Origin of the sequence: Nonomuraea sp. NPDC049784, assembly GCF_040659615.1 — a bacterium.
Lineage (GTDB): Bacteria > Actinomycetota > Actinomycetes > Streptosporangiales > Streptosporangiaceae > Nonomuraea.
The window spans coordinates 1-16,319 of the sequence record NZ_JBFAMX010000211.1 but is presented as its reverse complement, the minus strand read 5'-3'; the positions used below and the strand labels follow the sequence as shown (position 1 = coordinate 16,319).

The window sequence follows — 16,319 nt, the reverse complement described above, 5'->3', positions numbered from 1 at the left end:
GGGGCGCGGCTGCTCCAGCAGGTGCTGCACGGCGCGCGGCTGGTCGTCGCCGACCCACGTGCCGTCGGCCTCGCCTGCCACGCCGACGTGCACCTACGGCCCCGCCCGGGGACCAACGTCGCCCTGTTCAACGGGCTCGCGCATGTGCTGCTGGCTGACGGCCTCATCGACGAGGAGTTCCTGCGTCACCGGGCCGGCGGGTTGCCAGAACTCGTCGCGGTCCTCGGCGACTACACGCCCGAGCAGGTGGCCTGGATCACCGGCGTGCCCGCAAAGGATCTGGTCGCGGCGGCGCGACTCTACGGGCAGGCCGAACGGCCGGCCATCGTTTACGGGCTCGGCGTGACCGAGCACCTGCACGGTACGGACGGCGTGCGCACGCTGGCGAACCTGGCGATCCTGCGTGGCGCGGTCGGCACCGATCGCGGATTCGGCGTGAACCCGCTCAGGGGCCAGAACAACGTTCAAGGCGCCTCCGACATGGGCGCCCTGCCCGACCTGCTGCCCGGCTACGGCAAGGTCGGCGATCCCGCGGTGCGCGGCCTCGCCGAGCAGGTGTGGGGCACCCCGGTGCCGGATCATGACGGCCTGCGCATCCCGCAGATGTTCGCAGCGGCACGCTCGGGAGACCTGCGGGTCCTGTGGATCGTCGGGGAGGACGTGTGCGCCACCGATCCCGACGCCAACCGCGTGGTCGAGGCGTTGGAGACCTGCCCACTCGTCATCAGCCAGGAACTCTTCCTCTCCGAGACCGCCCGCCACGCCGACGTGGTCCTGCCGGCCGCGTCCTGGCTGGAGAAGGACGGCACCTTCGTCAACTTCGACCGCAGGTTCCAGCGGGTACGCCCCGCTCTCACCCCGCCCGACCAGGCACGGACCGACTTCGCCATCGTCCACGCGATCGCCGCAGCCTACGGCGCCGACCTCGCCTGCCCGACATCGGCCGAGGCGCTCGCCGAATGCGGGCGAGTGGCGCCCGTCTTCGCCGGGATATCCCACCAGCGGCTGGACCGCGAAGGTGCCATCCCGTGGCCCTGCCCTGACCCTGGCCGTCCCGGAGAGGCCAAGCTCTACCTGGACCGATTCGCCACCCCGGACGGCCGGGCCCACCTCGCCGCCCGCCCCTACCTGCCGCCGGGCGAGAGCCCCGACGACGACTATCCGCTGATCCTGATCACGGGCCGGCGGTGGGCGCACTACAACTCCGGCAACATGACCCGGCGATCCGGAAACATCGAGCTCGACGCCTCGGACCGGCTCGACATCCATCCCGCCGACGCCGCCCGCCACACCGTTCGCGACGGCGACGCGGTGCTCGTCGAAAGCCGGCACGGGCAGGCCACGCTGCCGGCGCGCATCACTGAGGAGATCCCGCCCGGCCAGCTCTTCTGCAGCTTCCACTTCCCCGCTAGCCGGGCGAACGCCCTCACCTCCGATCATGCCGACACCGTGACCTCATGCCCGGAGTACAAGGTCACCGCCGTACGCCTGCAGGGGTGCTCATGACTCCTTGCCGCGTGGCCGTACGACCGCGACCGGGCATGTGGCACGGTGCAGCACGCCGTGGCTGACCGAGCCGAGCACTGCGGAGGCGAAACCGCCCAGCCCGCGCGAGCCGGCCACGACCAGGTCCGCCGTGGCGGAGGCTTCGACGAGGGCGGGTACCGGGTGCTTGCTCACTTGCTGGTCAGCGATCTCGACGTCAGGATGATCCTTCCGCCAGCGAGCCACCCGCTCCTGAGCTGTGCGGGACTCCTCTCGGAAGGCATCCTTCAGCAGGAGGCCGTAGTCCGGGGCGTAAGCCGAGACGATCGGCGCCTGCCACGCATAAATCACAAGCAGCCGTGCGTGCCGAGCGCGAGCCTGCTCAATGGCGTACGCCATGGCTTCCGCCGCGCTTTTGGACCCGTCGTCGCCGACCACGATCCGGCCATGCACGGCGACGGCGGGTGCGCGGACGATGACGACCGGCCCGGCGGCGTGCCCTGCGACCGCCAGGCCCACGGAGCCGAGTACCAACCCGGCGAATCCGCCCAATCCCCGGCTACCCAGCACCAGGGAATCAGCCGACGCCGACTGGCCGATCAGCCCTTCGACGACATTCCCCTCGAGCAGCTCGGTGCTCACCTTGACATCCCCGCTCACCGCGCGAGCGCTGTCAGCAGCGGCTTCCAGCGTGCCGAGGCAGTACTTCCTGCCGTCGACTCCGCCCGGCCACTGTTCGCACACATGCACGACCTTGAGGGGCAGCCGTCTGCGCTGGGCATCGGCCGCGGCCCACTCGACTGCCGCGCTCGCCGGCTTGGAGCCGTCCACGCCGACCACGATCGGTCCGGCCATTACCGGCCTCCTTCACAAAGCCTTCCCCTCACCTCCTGCTTCCCGAAACGGACATCAGCGCACATCGACGAGGTTCCACCCTCGCTCGTAGCCGGTCACGGCGCTCGGCGAGGTCGGAAACAGCAGGTCCTCACCGATGCCTCGGTCAGGCCGAACGCGTCCAGCGAAGTGCGGAGATCCTGCTTGACCCTGGCCATGGCGAACACGATGCCCCGACGGGCCAGTCCGGCGCGGAGCGACTCGACGGAGCGCCGCGTCATGGCGCGTGCGCTCGATCCTGTGGATCTTCTCCGTCTGATCAGGAGGGCGTGAAAAGCAAAAATGCTCCGATAAGGGACTAACAGCCCTACCGGCATGCGACGCCACCGCTGGACTATGGCGAGGTGAAGGGGATTCTTCCGCTGGGTACAGTGGCCGGAATCCCGGTGCGCGCGCACTGGTCGGCGCTGGGCCTGGCGGCGCTCATCGTGGCGGTGCTCGGCGGAGTCGTGCTGCCGCGGGCCATGCCCGGACTCGATCACAGGCACTACTGGCCGGTGGCTGTGGTCGCCGGAGGCCTGTTCGTGGCGTCGCTGCTGATCCACGAGCTCGCCCACGCGCTGGTCGCCCGATGGTGTGGCCTCAGGATCGGCTCGATCACTCTGTGGGGCCTCGGCGGCTCCACTGAGCTGGAAGAAGAGGCGAAGAGTCCGCGTATCGAGCTGGTGGTGGCCGCAGCGGGACCGCTGGCCAGCCTGGGCATCGCGGCTCTGGCCTTCCTCACGTCCTTGATCATGCCGAGAGCGACTCTGCCGGCGTCCGCCGTCGTGTGGCTCGCCACCATGAATCTGTTGCTCGGTCTGTTCAACCTGCTGCCTGGCGCTCCTCTGGACGGCGGGCGTGTGCTGCACGCGCTGCAGTGGTGGCGGTTCGGGGACCGTTCCCGAGCGGATCGAGGGGCGGCACGAGCGGGGCACATGCTCGGTGCGACGCTCATCGCGGTCGGCCTCTTCGGCATCCTGCTCTGGGGCTGGCTCGGCGGTCTGTGGTTGCTGCTTCTGGGCTGCTTCATCGTCGCGGGGGCACGGCAGGAACTCACCGCCAAGGTCGCCCGCGTCGGGCTACGTGGCCTGCTGGTGCGCGAGGTCATGACCCCGGAGCCGGACCTGGCACCTGCGTGGATGACAGTGGGGGAGTTCGTCGAGAAGGTCGTGCTGGGCTCGCGTCAGACGGTCTTCCCGGTCGTGACCTTCACCGGCGCCCCGATCGGCTGCGTCTCGCTGTTCAACTTGATGACGGTGCCCCGCGCGCGCCGGAGCGTCACGCGGATCGAGACGCTCACGGTGACGCGGCGTCCGATACGGGTCCTCGCATCGGACGACGAGGCCATCCGGCTGCTCGAGCAGCCCATACGGGGCCTGCTGATCGCCGTCGTCGAGGGCGGACGTCTGGTCGGCATGGTGACCAGCACGGATCTTGATCGAATTCTCGGCCAGGCGTTGTTGCGGGCCGGTACGAACGCGGCCGGCTGACCACGGTGGGCGTCCGGGATTCAGCCTTCGGACACTACCGCGACAGGGCAGGGGGCGTGCTGGGTGAGGAAGTCCGCCGTATCGAACCACGCGGCGCGCTTGCGGCCGACGACCATGAGCGTCGCGTGGTCATGAGCCTCGCCCGACTGGATGCGGACTTCCGGGTGCCGTTCCGCCCACTCGGCCAGGTCGGCCGGGGCGGACACCGGTACCTGACGCAGGGTGGCCTCGCCGAACGCGAATTCCAGGACGGAGGCGTCCGGCTCCTTGTCGGCCACGACGATCGGTCCCGGATGCGTCGCGGCGGGCAGGGGCCCCGGGCCGCGTACGACGATCACGGGGCAGTCGGCGTGGGCGGCGACGTATCCGGCGACCGATCCGACGACGGCTCTGGGCAGCGCGCTCAGCCCGCGGGAGCCGACCACGGCGAGCGTGGCATCCCTGGAGAGCTCGACCAGGCGCTGCGCGGCGGGGCCCTCGTACAGGTCGGTCTCGACGCTTACGTCCGAACTGGTCGAACGGGCGCAGTCCGCGCCGTGCCACAGCACATGGTCGGCCGCCTTGCGCAGGTGGGCCTTGGCCTCCTCGTCGGCTTCGCCATAGGGCCATTGCCACGCGTGGGCGATGGTCAGAGGCAACTTTCGCAGCTCGGCCTCGTCCAGCGCCCAGTCCAGGGCCTGCACCGAGAAGTCCGAGCCGTCATAGCCGAGCACGATGTGGTTCATGTTCGCAGGCCCCTTTCGCGGGCAGAGTCGTCATCTCCAGTGTCGGAGCGAGCCTGGAGAAGGCCCTAGGGTCGGGTGGCCCCGCCCTTTGGGACCTTGGTCCCCGGATCGGCCGCGGAGCCGGCTCCGCCGGAGAGGCGTGAGGTCGCGCATATGGGCCAGGGACTTTCGGCCCTGGCCACAGGGCCGTCCGGCACTGCCGGGCACGCCTGACGAGCGGGAGTGTCAGATCTGGAGGATCGAGCCCATACGCGGCTGCCTCGCGTCTGAACGGAGGTTCAGCATGCCTGACGGATACGACGTACTGCTGCGCGACGGTGGCATCGCCCATGTGCGCCCGCTGCGCCCCGCCGATCGCGAAGCCCTGCACGAGCTGGTGGACCGCTCGTCGGAGCGCTCTGCCTACCTGCGCTTCTTCACCGGCGGCCGCAACACCGCACACGCCTACATCGATCGCATCACCAGTGACAGCTACGTCGGCCGCGCGCGGGTGGCCAGCCTGCACGGGCGGCTGGTCGCGGTAGCCGAGTACATCCCCATCGACGACGACAATGCCGACCTGGGCATCCTTCTGGACGACGCCGTGCACGGGCATGGCCTCGGCACACTGCTGCTGGAGCACGTCGCCGTCGACGCCGCCGAGCACGGCGTGCACGAGCTGGTGGCCGACGTGCTGGCCGAGAACCGGCCGATGATCCGGGTGCTGCACGACCTGGGCCTGAAGGTGGCACAGCGCTTCGAGGACGGCACGCTGCACGTCACCATCGCCGCCGAGCCCACCCCTAGGCTGCTGGCGGCCATCGAGGCTCGCGACCACGAGGCCGAGCGGGCATCCCTGGCGCGGGTCCTGGCGCCGCGCTCGGTCGCGGTGATCGGTGCCGGCCGCAACGAGCGGGCCGTCGGGCACAAGGCGCTGCGCAACCTCATCGACGGCGGCTTCTGCGGCCCGATCCACCCCGTCAACCCCAACGCCACCGAGATCGCCGGCCTGGCCTGCCACGCGACGGTGCCCCACGGCGTGGATCTGGCCGTCGTGGCCGTGCCCGCCCGGAATGTGCTGCAGGTGGCACGCGACTGCGCAGACGCAGGAGTGGCCGGGCTGGTGGTGCTGACATCGGGGTTCGCCGAGGCCGGGCAGCGTGAGGCGGAGTCGGAGCTGCTGGCGCTCTGCCGCACCGCCGGGATGCGGCTCATCGGCCCGAACTGCCTGGGTGTGATCAACACCGGAGCCTGGCTGAACGCCAGCTTCCTGCCGCACCGCCCGACCCGAGGATGCGTGGCGTTGATGTCGCAGTCCGGCGCCGTCGGCGCGGCACTGCTGGACCGGCTGGACGTCTCGTCGTTCGTCTCGGTCGGCAACAAAGCCGACGTCAGCAGCAACGACCTGCTGGAGTACTGGGAGGACGACGACGACACCTGCGTGATCGCGCTGTATCTGGAGTCGTTCGGCAACCCCCGCAAGTTCGCCCGCATCGCCCGGCGGGTCGGCAAACGCAAGCCGATTCTGCTGGTCAAGAGCGGCCGCGGCGAGGCCGGGGGGCGGGCGGTGCGCTCGCACACCGCCGCCGCGGCCACCCCCGACGTTGCGGTGGACGCGCTCACCCGCGCCGCCGGCGTCATCCGGCTCGACAGCGTCCCCGAGCTGATCGACACCGCCAAACTGCTGGCCACCCAGCCCCTCCCTCAGGGCCGCCGGGTGGCCATCGTCGGCAACTCGGGCGGCCCTCAGGCGATGGCCGCAGACGCCTGCGAACGCCACGGCCTCATCGTTCCCGAACTGCCGCCCGGACTGCTGAACGCCCGTGCCGCCGCCGCGCTGGGCAACCCCGTCGACCTGACCGCCGACGCCACCGCCGCCGAGATCGGCGCCACCGTCGAGGCACTCGCCGCCTCGCCCCACATCGATGCGGTCCTCGCCGTCTACACCCCGCCGTTCGGCGACGGCCTCGACGCCACCCGCCAGGCCATCGCCGACGCCACCAAGGCAGCGGCCAAGACCGTACTGGCCTGCGTCGTCGGCCACGACGACCTGATCGACGGCCGCGTACCCAGCTACGCCTTCCCCGAACAGGCTGTCCAGGCCCTGACCCACGTCGTGCGTTACGCCGAATGGCGCAGCCGCCCCGTCGAACCCGTCCCCGTACCTCCGCCTGCCGACGAGAAGGCCGCCCGAGAGATCGTTCACGCGGAGTTGGCGGCGCACCCGGACGGCGGCTGGCTGTCACCCGCCGATGCCGCCCGGCTGCTCGCCTGCTATGGCGTTGCACTGGTGGAGTCCATCGACGTGGACGGCCCAGAGACCGCCGCCGCGGCGGCCGCCCACGTCGGGCCGCCTGTCGTGCTCAAGGCCACGGGTCCTGTGCACAAGAGCGAGGTCGGCGGTGTCCGGCTCAACCTCCAGACCCTCGACGAGGTACGGCAGGCGTACCACGACATGTCGGCGCGTATAGGCCCCGATATGACCGGCGCGATCATCCAGCGCATGCTGCCCGGCGGGGCGGAGATCATCGTGGGCGGCGTCAACTACCCGGCGTTCGGGCCGCTGGTCATGGTCGGCATGGGCGGCGTGATGTCCGATCTCCTGGCCGACCGCGCCTTCCGGGTACCGCCCGTCGTCGATGCCATCGACATGATCAACGAGCTGCGCTGCGCCCCGGTGCTGCACGGCTACCGCGGTTCACCACCCGTCGACGTCCCCGCCCTGGCCGACCAGGTCGTACGGATCAGCAGACTGCTCGAGGATCTGCCGCAGGTGGCCGAACTGGACCTCAACCCGGTCATCGTCACACCAGGAGGCACGGCCACAGTGGACGCCCGAATCCGGTTGGCGCCCTGCGAAAAGCTGCCCTCGCCGCTCCTGCGGCGGCTGCGCTGACCATTGACGGGCTTCGAGGGTGAAGCCGGCGGCCTCGATCCCGAAGACGAGCAGTTCACGGGGAAGCCGGTCGAGCGCGGTTCCGAGGACAATCGCGTCGGCCAGACCGAAGGCGCGGGAACTGCCCCGCCACGAGCACGTCAGCTGAGGGCTGACGTCATGGTGAATCGTGCCCGGCGTGGCACCCGAGGAGACCGCGTCGATCACTATGCTCCCGCTTGTCATCATGAGCCCTATGTGTCGTCGTATTTCCACTGGAGCTTGTCGATCACATCGACCACTCCGTCGACGCGTGCGATCAGCCGTAGGGCGAGCAGCGCCCGGCTGCGGCGGTCCATGTTGCCGCTCAGCGTCACGACCCCCTGATACACCTCGACTTTGACATCCGCGGTCTCCACCAGTAGCGAGCGCTTCAGCACGTCCTCGCGGAGCTCGTGGGCGATGTCGGCGTCGGCGCGCACGAACGCTTTGAGCAGGTCACGCCTAGTGACGACGCCTTGCAGCGTGCTGTCCTCGGCGACGACGATCAGGCGTTTGACGCCGTGCTCATCCATTCGGCGGGCGGCCATCACGGCCGAGGCGATGGCAGGCACGGTCACGGCGGGTGCGGTCATCAGCTGCGCGGCCGTGTCGCCAGTGGCCTGGCGCCGGAGGTCGGGTCCTTCCTCGGACAGGCGGTGGCTCATCCGGGCACGCAGCGGCGGTTTGTAGCCCTCGGCGTAGTACGCTTCGCGGAACTCCTCCTTGCGCAGCAGGTCCGCCTCGGACACCACGCCGAGCACGTGGCTCTCGGCGTCGACCACCGGCACGGCGCTGACGCCGTGAGCGATGAGTACTTCAGCGATGTCCTTGAACGGTGTGCCGCACGGTGGAGCCGTTCGTCAGCCTGCCGTTCCCCAGGCGATCGTGATGGGAACGCCGGGAATCCGCCCGCTGAAAAGGCTGTGTGTTCGCCCCGCCCGTAGCTGCCGTCGAACCCGGGAGACTCACGCAGCGAGCGCAGGCAGGCAGTGACCGCTCCGGGGCATGCGTATTCAGATTACCGATCCGAGGTGGGATTAATGGGCAGTAGTCACCCAGAGCGGCGGGGAGCAGTGGAGTCCATCGGCTTAGCGGGCGGCCTCCGGGCGCTATCCATGGAGATAAGGGATGCGAGTCAAGGTTCGGGATGTGATGACCCATGAGGTGGTGTCGGTGAACGGTGGCGCCTCGTTCAAGGATGTGGCCGAGGTGTTGATAGCCCATGGCGTCAGCGCCGTGCCGGTGGTCGACGGCGAAGGGCATGTCCTCGGCGTCATCTCCGAGGCGGATCTGCTGCGAAAGGAAGAGTTCAAGGAGCAGTACTACGGGGAGGGCTACCAGCCGCCGTTGCGTTCCAGATTGCGCCTTTCCCTGAGCAAGGAGGGCCCGAAGACCAGGAACCGGGCCGGCGCCGATACCGCTGCCGACCTGATGACCACCCCTGCGGTGACGACCGGCTCCCACGCCTCGGTCGTGTCGGCGATGCGGGTCATGGCCGAGCACGGCGTCAAGCGGTTGCCGGTCGTCAGCAAGGAAGGGCGCCTGGAGGGCATCGTCAGCCGATGCGATCTGATCCAGGTGTTCCTGCGCTCCGATGCCGACATCGCCCGTGAGGTCCGCGAGGACGTCCTGGCGCACTCGCTGTGGGCGAAGACCTCCGACGTGCGGGCGTCGGTGGAGCAAGGCGTCGTGACGCTGGTCGGATCCATGCAGCGGCGCAACGACGCCCGGATCGCGGTCTGCATGGTCGAGCGAGTGAACGGGGTGGTCGATGTGATCGACCACATCACCTGGAGGCAGGACGACCGCTGACGAGTCCCAGACCTGTGAGGTGTTGTTCCGCCAATGTCGGGATCACACATCCTTCATCACGTGCTTTCACTCATCGTCACACGTCCAGGGTCACCGTGCAGGTCCACTGACCGGCACGGTGTTCGAAGGTCAGCTGGTGCAGGGCGACAGCCTTGGGTACCGCTCCGGTCTGGGGGACGGTGCTCAGGTCGGTCATGGTCAGGTGGAGGCTCAGACGGTTCTCCTCCTGTTGGGTCGTCACGTTGATCGGGATCTGTCCAGTGGTGTCCATCAGGTAGATGACCTCATCCAAGACGGCCACCAACTGATCTTGAGGTTCGCCGGGCTCGGCGCGAAGGTCGTACTCACTGCTGGCGGCGGCGCCGCGCAGACCGAGGAAGCTGTCCACCATGGCGAGCACTGCCTGGGCGATGCATTCTCCTGTCGTCGGCGCCCAGGCCTGGATTCGGGTGTCGGCGGTGTGGGGGAGGGTGCGGTGGCCGGCTTCGGCGCTCATCGGTGTTTCCTTCTGCTCGTTCAGCCTTTGACGACGCCGAGGGGCACCATGCGGGCGACCTTGCGGCACAGTCCTGCTCCCTCACTGGCTGTGACGACGGCGTCGACGTCCTTGTAGGCGGTGGGCGTCTCCTCAGCCAGCCCGCGCCAGGTCGCACCGCGTACGACGATGCCCTGTGCCTCCAGGCGGTCGCGCAGTTGCTCGCCGGTGATGGAACGCGCGGCCTGGTGGCGGCTTTGAGTACGGCCCGCGCCATGGCAGGTGGAGTGGAATGCCTCACCGCCGGGAACGCCGGTGAGCACGTAGGAGGCGGTGCCCATGGTGCCCGGGATCAGCACGGGCTGGCCCGCCGGGGCCAGATCGGCTGGTAGATCGGGGTGATACGGCGGCAGCGCCCGGGTAGCCCCCTTGCGGTGGACGCACAGTCGCACGCCGTCGTGTGTTTCGATCTTGGCCAGGTTGTGCGAGACGTCGTACACCAGATCCAGACCGCCATCGGCGATGTCCGCGAAGGCCCGCCGCGTGGCCTCGCCGAGCAGTTGCCGGTTGGCACGCCCATAATTGGCCGCGGCGGCCATGGCACCGAGGTACGCGCGGCCTTCGGGGGAATCGACCGGGGCACAGGCGAGTTGCCGGTCGGGCACCGTTATGCCGTAATGCGGCATCGCCTTTTCCATCGCCCGTACGTGGTCGGTGCAGATCTGGTGGCCGAGCCCGCGCGAGCCACAATGGATCATCACGCACACCTGTCCACAGCTCAGGCCGAACGCGGCCGCCACCGCCTCGTCGTACACCTCCTCCACCGCCTGGATCTCCAGGAAGTGGTTGCCGGAGCCGAGGCTGCCCACCTGGTTCAGCCCTCGTTCCATGGCCCGGAAACCGACCTGGGAGATGTCGGCGTCGGCGACCCCGCCGAAGTCCTCGCAGCGTTCCAGATCCCGCGCCACACCGTGGCCCTGCTCGACCGCGTACCGGGCACCGCCGGACAGGACCTCTTCCAGCTGTGGCCGCCCGGCTAGGTGCCAGACGGCGCCACGCGCGGCACCCCGCGGGATGACACGATCGAGGCGATCCAGGAGCCGGTTCATTCGAGGCGCCAGCCGGTTGCGGTCGATGCCGGCCGCGAGTAGCCGTACTCCACAGGAGATGTCGAAGCCGACCCCGCCCGGGGAGACCACACCTCCGGCCGCGATGTCGGTGGCGGCCACGCCGCCGATCGGGAATCCGTACCCCCAGTGCAGGTCAGGCATGGCGTAGGAGGCCCTGACGATGCCCGGCAGGGTGGCCACGTTGACGACCTGCTGCAGCGCCTGGTCCTCCGGAAGCAGCTCTCGGGAGGCCAGTACGACGCCGGGCACCCGCATCGATCCCTGCTGCTCGATGCGGAAGCGATAGGGCGTCTCCTCGACGAGTTGGATTATGTGCCCCATTTTCGCCCTAATAGTGCAGATGTGGTGACGTCAGTCCTTGAGCTGGCATTGCCCAGGCTCCAGTCCGGCGCTGGCGAAGGCGGCGCCGGAAGCTCTCATCCCACGCGCGTCCTGCTGAAATGGTCGGTGAACCAGTCGCGTGCCAGGTCTGCGATGCTTCCCAGCGCTCCGGGCTCTTCGAACAGGTGTGTGGCATCAGGGATGATCTCGAGGCGGTTCTCGCAGCACAATCGCTCTTGCGTCGCCTGGTTGAGTTCGAGCACCAGTTCGTCGCAGCCACCCACGATCAGCAGCGTCGCCGCCCGTACCGCCGACAGCCGCGGTTCGGCCAAGTCCGGTCGTCCACCTCGTGAGACGACGGCGGCCACCCGGCTGCCCGGCTCCGCCGCGGCCCACAGCGCGGCCGCCGCCCCGGTACTGGCACCGAAATAGCCGACCGGCAGTCCTGCGACCCGAGGCTGATCAATCAGCCAGTTCGTCACCTGCGCGAGCCGTCCGGCCAGCAGCTCGATGTCGAACACGTTGCCACGGTCGTACTCCTCCTCGACCGTGAGCAGGTCGAAAAGCAAAGTACCCAGACCCGCGCGATTGAGCACCGAGGCCACGTACCGGTTGCGTGGGCTGTGCCGGCTGCTGCCGCTGCCGTGCACGAAGACCACTATCCCCTCGGCTTCCTCGGGAATGACGAGCTGCCCTGGCAGTCGGACAGGACCGGCATCCACCGTCACCTCGTCGGCAGGTGGTGTGGCCCGCTGCAGCAGTTCGACCACCTGCTCGTCGGTGGTCTGGGTGAAGTCGCCGTACCAGGCGCCAATCGCCAAAAGAGCGGTAGGCGTCTCCAAACAGATCACCTCGTCGGCGTCCTCGCGAAGACTTGCGATCGTGTCCGGCGTTCCGACAGGCACCGCCAAGATCACTCGCGAGGCCCCACGCGCATGAGCCACCTGGCAGGCGGCGCGAGCGGTGCCGCCTGTGGCGATCCCGTCGTCGACCACGATGACCGTACGGCCCGCAAGGTCGATCGTTGCGCGATCACCGCGAAAGCGGCGCGCACGGCGCAGCACCTCCGCTTGCTCGCGCTCCTCTACCGTGGCCATCTCCTCGTGCGTCACATCCGCCATCCGGACGACATCCGAATTGATCACGCGTACGCCGCCTTCTCCGACAGCACCGAATCCCAGCTCGGGCTGGAACGGCACTCCCAGTTTGCGGACCACGATCACGTCCAGCGGCACGCCCAATGCCTGGGCCACCTCGAAGGCCACGGAAACGCCGCCTCTGGGCAGCCCGAGGACGACCACATTCTCATCGGCGATCCGCCCCGCCAGTCGTTCGGCCAGACGCACACCTGCGTCATGACGATCAGTGAACATTGAACCTCTGCACCTCCCCCAAGCCCTCAATAGCGGCGAAGGAATGCATCCCTTTCACCACCATCAGGGGGCAGAACGTCGCGTGGGTAGGGCCGAAGGTCCCTGTTCGTGAACCCTCCCTGAGCCGCGATCTTCGCGGTCTGCCCGGTTGGACAACTGCGGCTCATCGCTCTCAGCCACGCGCGCCGCCTGCGGGTTGGCATTGGCTACCGAGATGTCGGGGTCGAGGCCGGAAAACCGCGGGATGGTGTCCGGGTCACAGTCCTGGACGCCTTCCCGATGGTCCTCGTCTTCCCGGACAGGCAGGCAATGAGTGATCAAGCGGGGGTCACCCGGGCTCAGATTCGAGGCACCGCTGGTGGTGGGGTCGGAGCCGCGGTCAGGCGCATGGGACGAAAGGCCCATCCGTTAGGGAAGGAGGACTCTGCCGTCACGGTGCCGAGTTGGAGAACCTGTGAATGAGGAGACCCGCCGATGCGGGAAGCGGAAGGGCCGTCGATGGCAGACGGCAGTCCCGCTCGAGGGCGGAGAGGGGGAACATTCCGCCTGGAAAGCCCGGATTGTTAGTCCTGATGCTCGCATCGGCGGGTGCTCTCTGCTGGACATCGCATTCCGGATGGAGCGTGCGCTGTACCAGCTGTTCGAACGAACTTTACATCTCTCCGGCGGCACGCTCGCTCATGGTTGGACCCGCAGGGGTACGAGAGGATGAGAGCGGTTCGTCGACGTGTTCGGGGGCGACCGATGAGCATAGAGGAAACCGGGAAGAAAGCCCGGGACGTGATGCATGAGGGAGTTCAATGCATCGGCGAACACGAAAGCCTGCGGGTCGCCTCTCAGATGATGTGCGACCTCGGAGTCGGCGCCCTGCCCATCTGCGGGGATGACGACCGGCTCGAGGGCATGATCACTGACCGGGACATCGTGGTCCTGTGTTGCGCCCACGGCAAGGACATCGACCAGACCACCGCAGGAGAACTGGCTCGTGGACTGGTATGGGTGCACGCCGACGCCAGTCTCGAGGAGGCGCTGTTCAAGATGGAGCAGCACCACATCAAGCGCCTGCCAGTGATGGAGGACCACCACGTGGTCGGCATCATCAGCGAGGCTGATCTCGCCAAAGAATTGCCCGACAACAAGCTTGCCGAGTTCGTTCACCGCGTTTACGCGCTCGACTGACACGCCCGCCGGCCACGGCGCGGCGCCGGAGATCGTCGTGGTGGCATTCATGGCTTGTTCGTGGAGGCGGCGGTGGAGCGCCTCAGTCGTGCCGGGATCGGTTGGGTGCTGGTCACCGACACGCTCGCCCAGCCGGCCGCGCCGGCAATGCCGATCGGTGTGTGCTCGGTCGCTCCGCTGCTGGCCGGTGTCATCGGGCGCTTGCATCGTGATGAGCCACTGGATGACCTGCTGGCCCGGGCTTGATGGTCCTCTGCTGGCCGGTGCGCGCGGCCGAACTCGAAGAGGAGACGACATCGGGAGGGAACAATGCCGCACACACGAGTGCAGAGCATCGATCACACCGTCCAGACCACCAACCGATGGCTGGCGGAACTGGCTGAGGCGATCGGGACCGAGGACCGAGAGTTCGCCCAGCGGGTGCTGAAGGCCTGGCTGCACGCGGTCAGGGACGGTTTGACCGTGGACAGCGCGGCCCACTTCGCCGCGCAACTGCCCGATCTGCTCCGTGGGGTGTACTACAACGGCTGGGATCCCAGCCGCGTACCGATCCGCCGGGGCCGGGAGGAGTTCATCGAGCACTTCGCTCGGTCAGCCCGCATCAGTCTCAGGGATGTGCCCGAGCTCGCCCCTGCGGTCACGGAATTCCTGCGCGGGGAGCTCTCTGAGCCGTCGGTTGCGCATGTGCTCGACCGGCTCCCGCGGGACGTACGTACCGTGTTGCACTCCACAGGGACGGCCAGGAGGGGGTGATCGCATGTCCGAGCCGGTCATCGTAGGTGTGGACGGTTCGCGGGGAGCGCTGGCCGCGGTGCTGTGGGCGGCCGACGACGCGGCCCGGCGCGGCTGCGACTTGCGGATCGTCCATGTCGAGGAGCCGCTCCTCTACGGCGGGCAAGTGTACGAGCGCTCGGCCGACGACCCTGTTCGCAAGGAAGGTGAACGGCTGCTGGCAGAGGCCGCCGCAACGGTGGCCCAGTCCCGCGGCGACGTCCACGTGAGGACGGAACTGCTCTACGGCCACACCGCAGAGATATTGCGCGCGCAGGCCGGCGAGGCTGCGGCCAACGTGGTGGACAGCCGCGGCGTGGGCGGATTCGCGGGGCTCCTGCTGGGCTCGGTGGGGTTGGGCCTTGCCGGGCACGCGGCGGGGCCCGTGGTCGTGGTCCGCGGCACACCCACCGTGGTGCAGGGCGAGATCGTCGCCGGGATCCATCCCGAAGACGCCGTGCACCCGGCCATCGATTACGCCTTCGAGGAGGCACAGGCACGCGGGGCCCGGCTGCGGATCGTACACGCCTGGGATCTGCCATCGACCAGGGTCGCCGCGCGTGTCCCACCGAATCTTGAATTCATCGCCCAAGCGCAGCAAGGACATGTCCATGACGTGCTGTCGCCGTGGTTGAAGCGGTACCCCGGCGTGACAGTGACCGAGTCGGTCTTCCGTGGGAATCCCATCGCGGCGCTGTGCGAGACCTCCGCCCGTGCCGACCTGGTCGTCGTGGGGCCACGGGGCCGGGGAGTGATCCGCTCGGCCGTGCTCGGCTCGGTCAGCCACGGTGTCCTGCACTACGCATCCTGCCCAGTCGCCGTCGTACGGCTTTGAGCCGGGAAACAACCTGATCACCGGCTTTGTCGTGTCTGCTCGGAGCCGTAAGACGTGACAGAGACCTGTGAGGCGCTCTCCCTTCGCCGGTATTGCCCGGATCAGGTGGCTAGGGGTCGCCGGACCGCCCTGCGGCTTTCCGGCCTCTCAGCCCTTCCGTCGCTCCTCCGGAGAGGCTTTCAGGTCAGGCTCCCTCGCTCGTCCCACAGGCCTAAGACCAACTTCCCGCTGGCCGGATCGTATCGCTAGGGAAGAAAGTCCTTCTCTTTCAGGACCAATGGCCCTTGACGGCAACGCCGGCAAGTTCCCTCGGCATCCCCTCAAAAGCGGCGGTAGGCCGCGCGGCGTGGATCCTGGCCAATGCCATGTCAGTGGCCGCCTGTCAGGGCAGGTAGCCCTCCTGTGTGAGGTGATGCACCAGCTCCGTGATATTGCCCCGGATCTCGTCGTGGATCACCGTCAGGCACGGATCGCCACGTGCCTCCCGGCCGAAGCGGGGAAGCCCTCTGCCGACGACCCGAACTTCGCCCGGTTCCTCGTGGACGCGGGGATCGATTCGATCTCGGTGACTCCGGACAGTTTCTTGGGGTGCCGTTAACGGATGCGTCACCAACCGCCAAATGCGGGCGGCCCCTTAACTGACCTGCTGTAATGCCCTGCCGCTTCGGGCTGCTACGGACGGAACCGGGTGGCGTCCGGGTCGAGGAGTACCACCGAGCGTGCCGTACATTCGGTGCGTGAATGTGTCGGAAGCGATCCGGGTGCGGTAGATGTTCGTCTTCGCGCTCCCGCACCGCGGCCGGCTCACGTGGCCGCTCCGCGCGGTCCGGCTCGCCGGGCTGGTGGTCCTCCTGGTCACCATCATGCGGACGGATCCCGGCCTGATCGACCGCCGTCCCGTCGTGATGGCCGGGCTGCTCGCGGCGGCGAGCGCGGGATGGCTGCTCTGGC

Annotated in this window: 16 protein-coding genes, 1 pseudogene and 1 riboswitch; of the genes and pseudogenes, 9 read left to right on the top strand and 8 right to left on the bottom strand. The window is 68.5% G+C overall.

What is annotated here, in order from left to right:
* Window positions 1–1,506, top strand: a 1,506-nt coding sequence (locus AB0J09_RS33210; protein ID WP_360699482.1) for a molybdopterin-dependent oxidoreductase, incomplete at its 5' end; no start/stop codon positions are given.
* Here AB0J09_RS33210 and AB0J09_RS33205 read toward each other — a convergent pair.
* Window positions 1,501–2,340 (bottom strand): universal stress protein, encoded by an 840-nt coding sequence (locus tag AB0J09_RS33205; RefSeq protein ID WP_360699480.1) that lies wholly within the window; start codon window positions 2,338–2,340, stop codon window positions 1,501–1,503. The two genes, AB0J09_RS33210 and AB0J09_RS33205, sit on opposite strands and share 6 nt — an antisense overlap.
* 410 nt (window positions 2,341–2,750) lie before the next feature.
* Here AB0J09_RS33205 and AB0J09_RS33200 point away from each other — a divergent pair, with 410 nt between their 5' ends.
* Window positions 2,751–3,851 carry a site-2 protease family protein gene (locus tag AB0J09_RS33200; protein WP_360699478.1) on the top strand — a complete coding sequence of 367 codons (1,101 nt, stop codon included), beginning with the start codon at window positions 2,751–2,753 and terminating at the stop codon, window positions 3,849–3,851.
* A 20-nt stretch (window positions 3,852–3,871) separates the two neighbouring features.
* Here AB0J09_RS33200 and AB0J09_RS33195 read toward each other — a convergent pair whose 3' ends face one another.
* Window positions 3,872–4,576 carry a universal stress protein gene (locus AB0J09_RS33195; protein WP_360699476.1) on the bottom strand — a complete coding sequence of 235 codons (705 nt, stop codon included), beginning with the start codon at window positions 4,574–4,576 and terminating at the stop codon, window positions 3,872–3,874.
* Window positions 4,577–4,859: 283 nt separating this feature from the next.
* On the opposite strand from AB0J09_RS33195, the gene AB0J09_RS33190 reads away from it, so the two are divergent.
* Window positions 4,860–7,451, top strand: a complete 2,592-nt coding sequence (locus AB0J09_RS33190; RefSeq protein ID WP_360699474.1) for a GNAT family N-acetyltransferase — start codon at window positions 4,860–4,862, stop codon at window positions 7,449–7,451.
* 233 nt (window positions 7,452–7,684) lie between these two features.
* On the opposite strand, the gene AB0J09_RS33185 is transcribed toward AB0J09_RS33190, so the two are convergent.
* Window positions 7,685–8,137, bottom strand: a complete 453-nt coding sequence (locus AB0J09_RS33185; protein WP_360699484.1) for a BON domain-containing protein — start codon at window positions 8,135–8,137, stop codon at window positions 7,685–7,687.
* Between the two features lie 69 nt (window positions 8,138–8,206).
* Window positions 8,207–8,299, bottom strand: a pseudogene (locus AB0J09_RS33180) (CBS domain-containing protein); the annotation flags it as partial.
* Window positions 8,300–8,600: 301 nt separating this feature from the next.
* Here AB0J09_RS33180 and AB0J09_RS33175 point away from each other — a divergent pair.
* Window positions 8,601–9,284 carry a CBS domain-containing protein gene (locus tag AB0J09_RS33175; protein ID WP_360699472.1) on the top strand — a complete coding sequence of 228 codons (684 nt, stop codon included), beginning with the start codon at window positions 8,601–8,603 and terminating at the stop codon, window positions 9,282–9,284.
* Between the two features lie 76 nt (window positions 9,285–9,360).
* Here the strand turns inward: AB0J09_RS33175 and AB0J09_RS33170 are convergent, their stop codons facing one another.
* The 4 genes from AB0J09_RS33170 to AB0J09_RS33155 all read right to left on the bottom strand — a co-directional run bounded on the left by AB0J09_RS33170 (window position 9,361) and on the right by AB0J09_RS33155 (window position 12,988).
* On the bottom strand, window positions 9,361–9,780 hold the full coding sequence (locus tag AB0J09_RS33170; RefSeq protein ID WP_360699470.1) for an archease: 420 nt from the start codon (window positions 9,778–9,780) through the stop codon (window positions 9,361–9,363).
* 20 nt (window positions 9,781–9,800) lie between these two features.
* Window positions 9,801–11,210 carry an RtcB family protein gene (locus AB0J09_RS33165; protein WP_360699468.1) on the bottom strand — a complete coding sequence of 470 codons (1,410 nt, stop codon included), beginning with the start codon at window positions 11,208–11,210 and terminating at the stop codon, window positions 9,801–9,803.
* 95 nt (window positions 11,211–11,305) lie between these two features.
* Complete coding sequence (locus tag AB0J09_RS33160; RefSeq protein ID WP_360699466.1) at window positions 11,306–12,583, bottom strand: phosphoribosyltransferase; 1,278 nt, start codon at window positions 12,581–12,583, stop codon at window positions 11,306–11,308.
* A gap of 63 nt (window positions 12,584–12,646) precedes the next feature.
* The gene (locus tag AB0J09_RS33155; RefSeq protein WP_360699464.1) at window positions 12,647–12,988 is read right to left on the bottom strand and encodes a potassium-transporting ATPase subunit C; all 342 of its coding nucleotides are present in this window, start codon (window positions 12,986–12,988) and stop codon (window positions 12,647–12,649) included.
* Window positions 12,989–13,327: 339 nt separating this feature from the next.
* Between AB0J09_RS33155 and AB0J09_RS33150 the strand changes: the two genes are divergently transcribed.
* The 5 genes from AB0J09_RS33150 to AB0J09_RS33130 form a co-directional block, all read left to right on the top strand.
* Window positions 13,328–13,762, top strand: coding sequence for a CBS domain-containing protein (locus AB0J09_RS33150; protein WP_360699462.1), 435 nt, complete (start codon window positions 13,328–13,330; stop codon window positions 13,760–13,762).
* A gap of 54 nt (window positions 13,763–13,816) precedes the next feature.
* Window positions 13,817–14,008 carry a hypothetical protein gene (locus AB0J09_RS33145; protein WP_360699460.1) on the top strand — a complete coding sequence of 64 codons (192 nt, stop codon included), beginning with the start codon at window positions 13,817–13,819 and terminating at the stop codon, window positions 14,006–14,008.
* Window positions 14,009–14,071: 63 nt separating this feature from the next.
* On the top strand, window positions 14,072–14,515 hold the full coding sequence (locus AB0J09_RS33140) for a DUF2267 domain-containing protein (protein WP_360699458.1): 444 nt from the start codon (window positions 14,072–14,074) through the stop codon (window positions 14,513–14,515).
* A 4-nt stretch (window positions 14,516–14,519) separates the two neighbouring features.
* Complete coding sequence (locus AB0J09_RS33135) at window positions 14,520–15,368, top strand: universal stress protein (RefSeq protein ID WP_360699456.1); 849 nt, start codon at window positions 14,520–14,522, stop codon at window positions 15,366–15,368.
* Between the two features lie 61 nt (window positions 15,369–15,429).
* A riboswitch (TPP riboswitch) is annotated at window positions 15,430–15,574 on the bottom strand.
* 564 nt (window positions 15,575–16,138) lie between these two features.
* Window positions 16,139–16,319 (top strand): hypothetical protein (locus tag AB0J09_RS33130; protein WP_360699455.1); only part of this gene is annotated, 181 nt, incomplete at its 3' end.

Bases quoted from the DNA above. Each gene is read 5' to 3' on its own strand.
- AB0J09_RS33205 (WP_360699480.1), bottom strand. From the start codon at position 2,340: ATGGCCGGACCGATCGTGGTCGGCGTGGACGGCTCCAAGCCGGCGAGC.
- AB0J09_RS33195 (WP_360699476.1), bottom strand. From the start codon at position 4,576: ATGAACCACATCGTGCTCGGCTATGACGGCTCGGACTTCTCGGTGCAG.
- AB0J09_RS33190 (WP_360699474.1), top strand. From the start codon at position 4,860: ATGCCTGACGGATACGACGTACTGCTGCGCGACGGTGGCATCGCCCAT.
- AB0J09_RS33185 (WP_360699484.1), bottom strand. From the start codon at position 8,137: ATGAGCCACCGCCTGTCCGAGGAAGGACCCGACCTCCGGCGCCAGGCC.
- AB0J09_RS33175 (WP_360699472.1), top strand. From the start codon at position 8,601: ATGCGAGTCAAGGTTCGGGATGTGATGACCCATGAGGTGGTGTCGGTG.
- AB0J09_RS33170 (WP_360699470.1), bottom strand. From the start codon at position 9,780: ATGAGCGCCGAAGCCGGCCACCGCACCCTCCCCCACACCGCCGACACC.
- AB0J09_RS33165 (WP_360699468.1), bottom strand. From the start codon at position 11,210: ATGGGGCACATAATCCAACTCGTCGAGGAGACGCCCTATCGCTTCCGC.
- AB0J09_RS33160 (WP_360699466.1), bottom strand. From the start codon at position 12,583: ATGTTCACTGATCGTCATGACGCAGGTGTGCGTCTGGCCGAACGACTG.
- AB0J09_RS33155 (WP_360699464.1), bottom strand. From the start codon at position 12,988: ATGGGCCTTTCGTCCCATGCGCCTGACCGCGGCTCCGACCCCACCACC.
- AB0J09_RS33150 (WP_360699462.1), top strand. From the start codon at position 13,328: ATGAGCATAGAGGAAACCGGGAAGAAAGCCCGGGACGTGATGCATGAG.
- AB0J09_RS33140 (WP_360699458.1), top strand. From the start codon at position 14,072: ATGCCGCACACACGAGTGCAGAGCATCGATCACACCGTCCAGACCACC.
- AB0J09_RS33135 (WP_360699456.1), top strand. From the start codon at position 14,520: ATGTCCGAGCCGGTCATCGTAGGTGTGGACGGTTCGCGGGGAGCGCTG.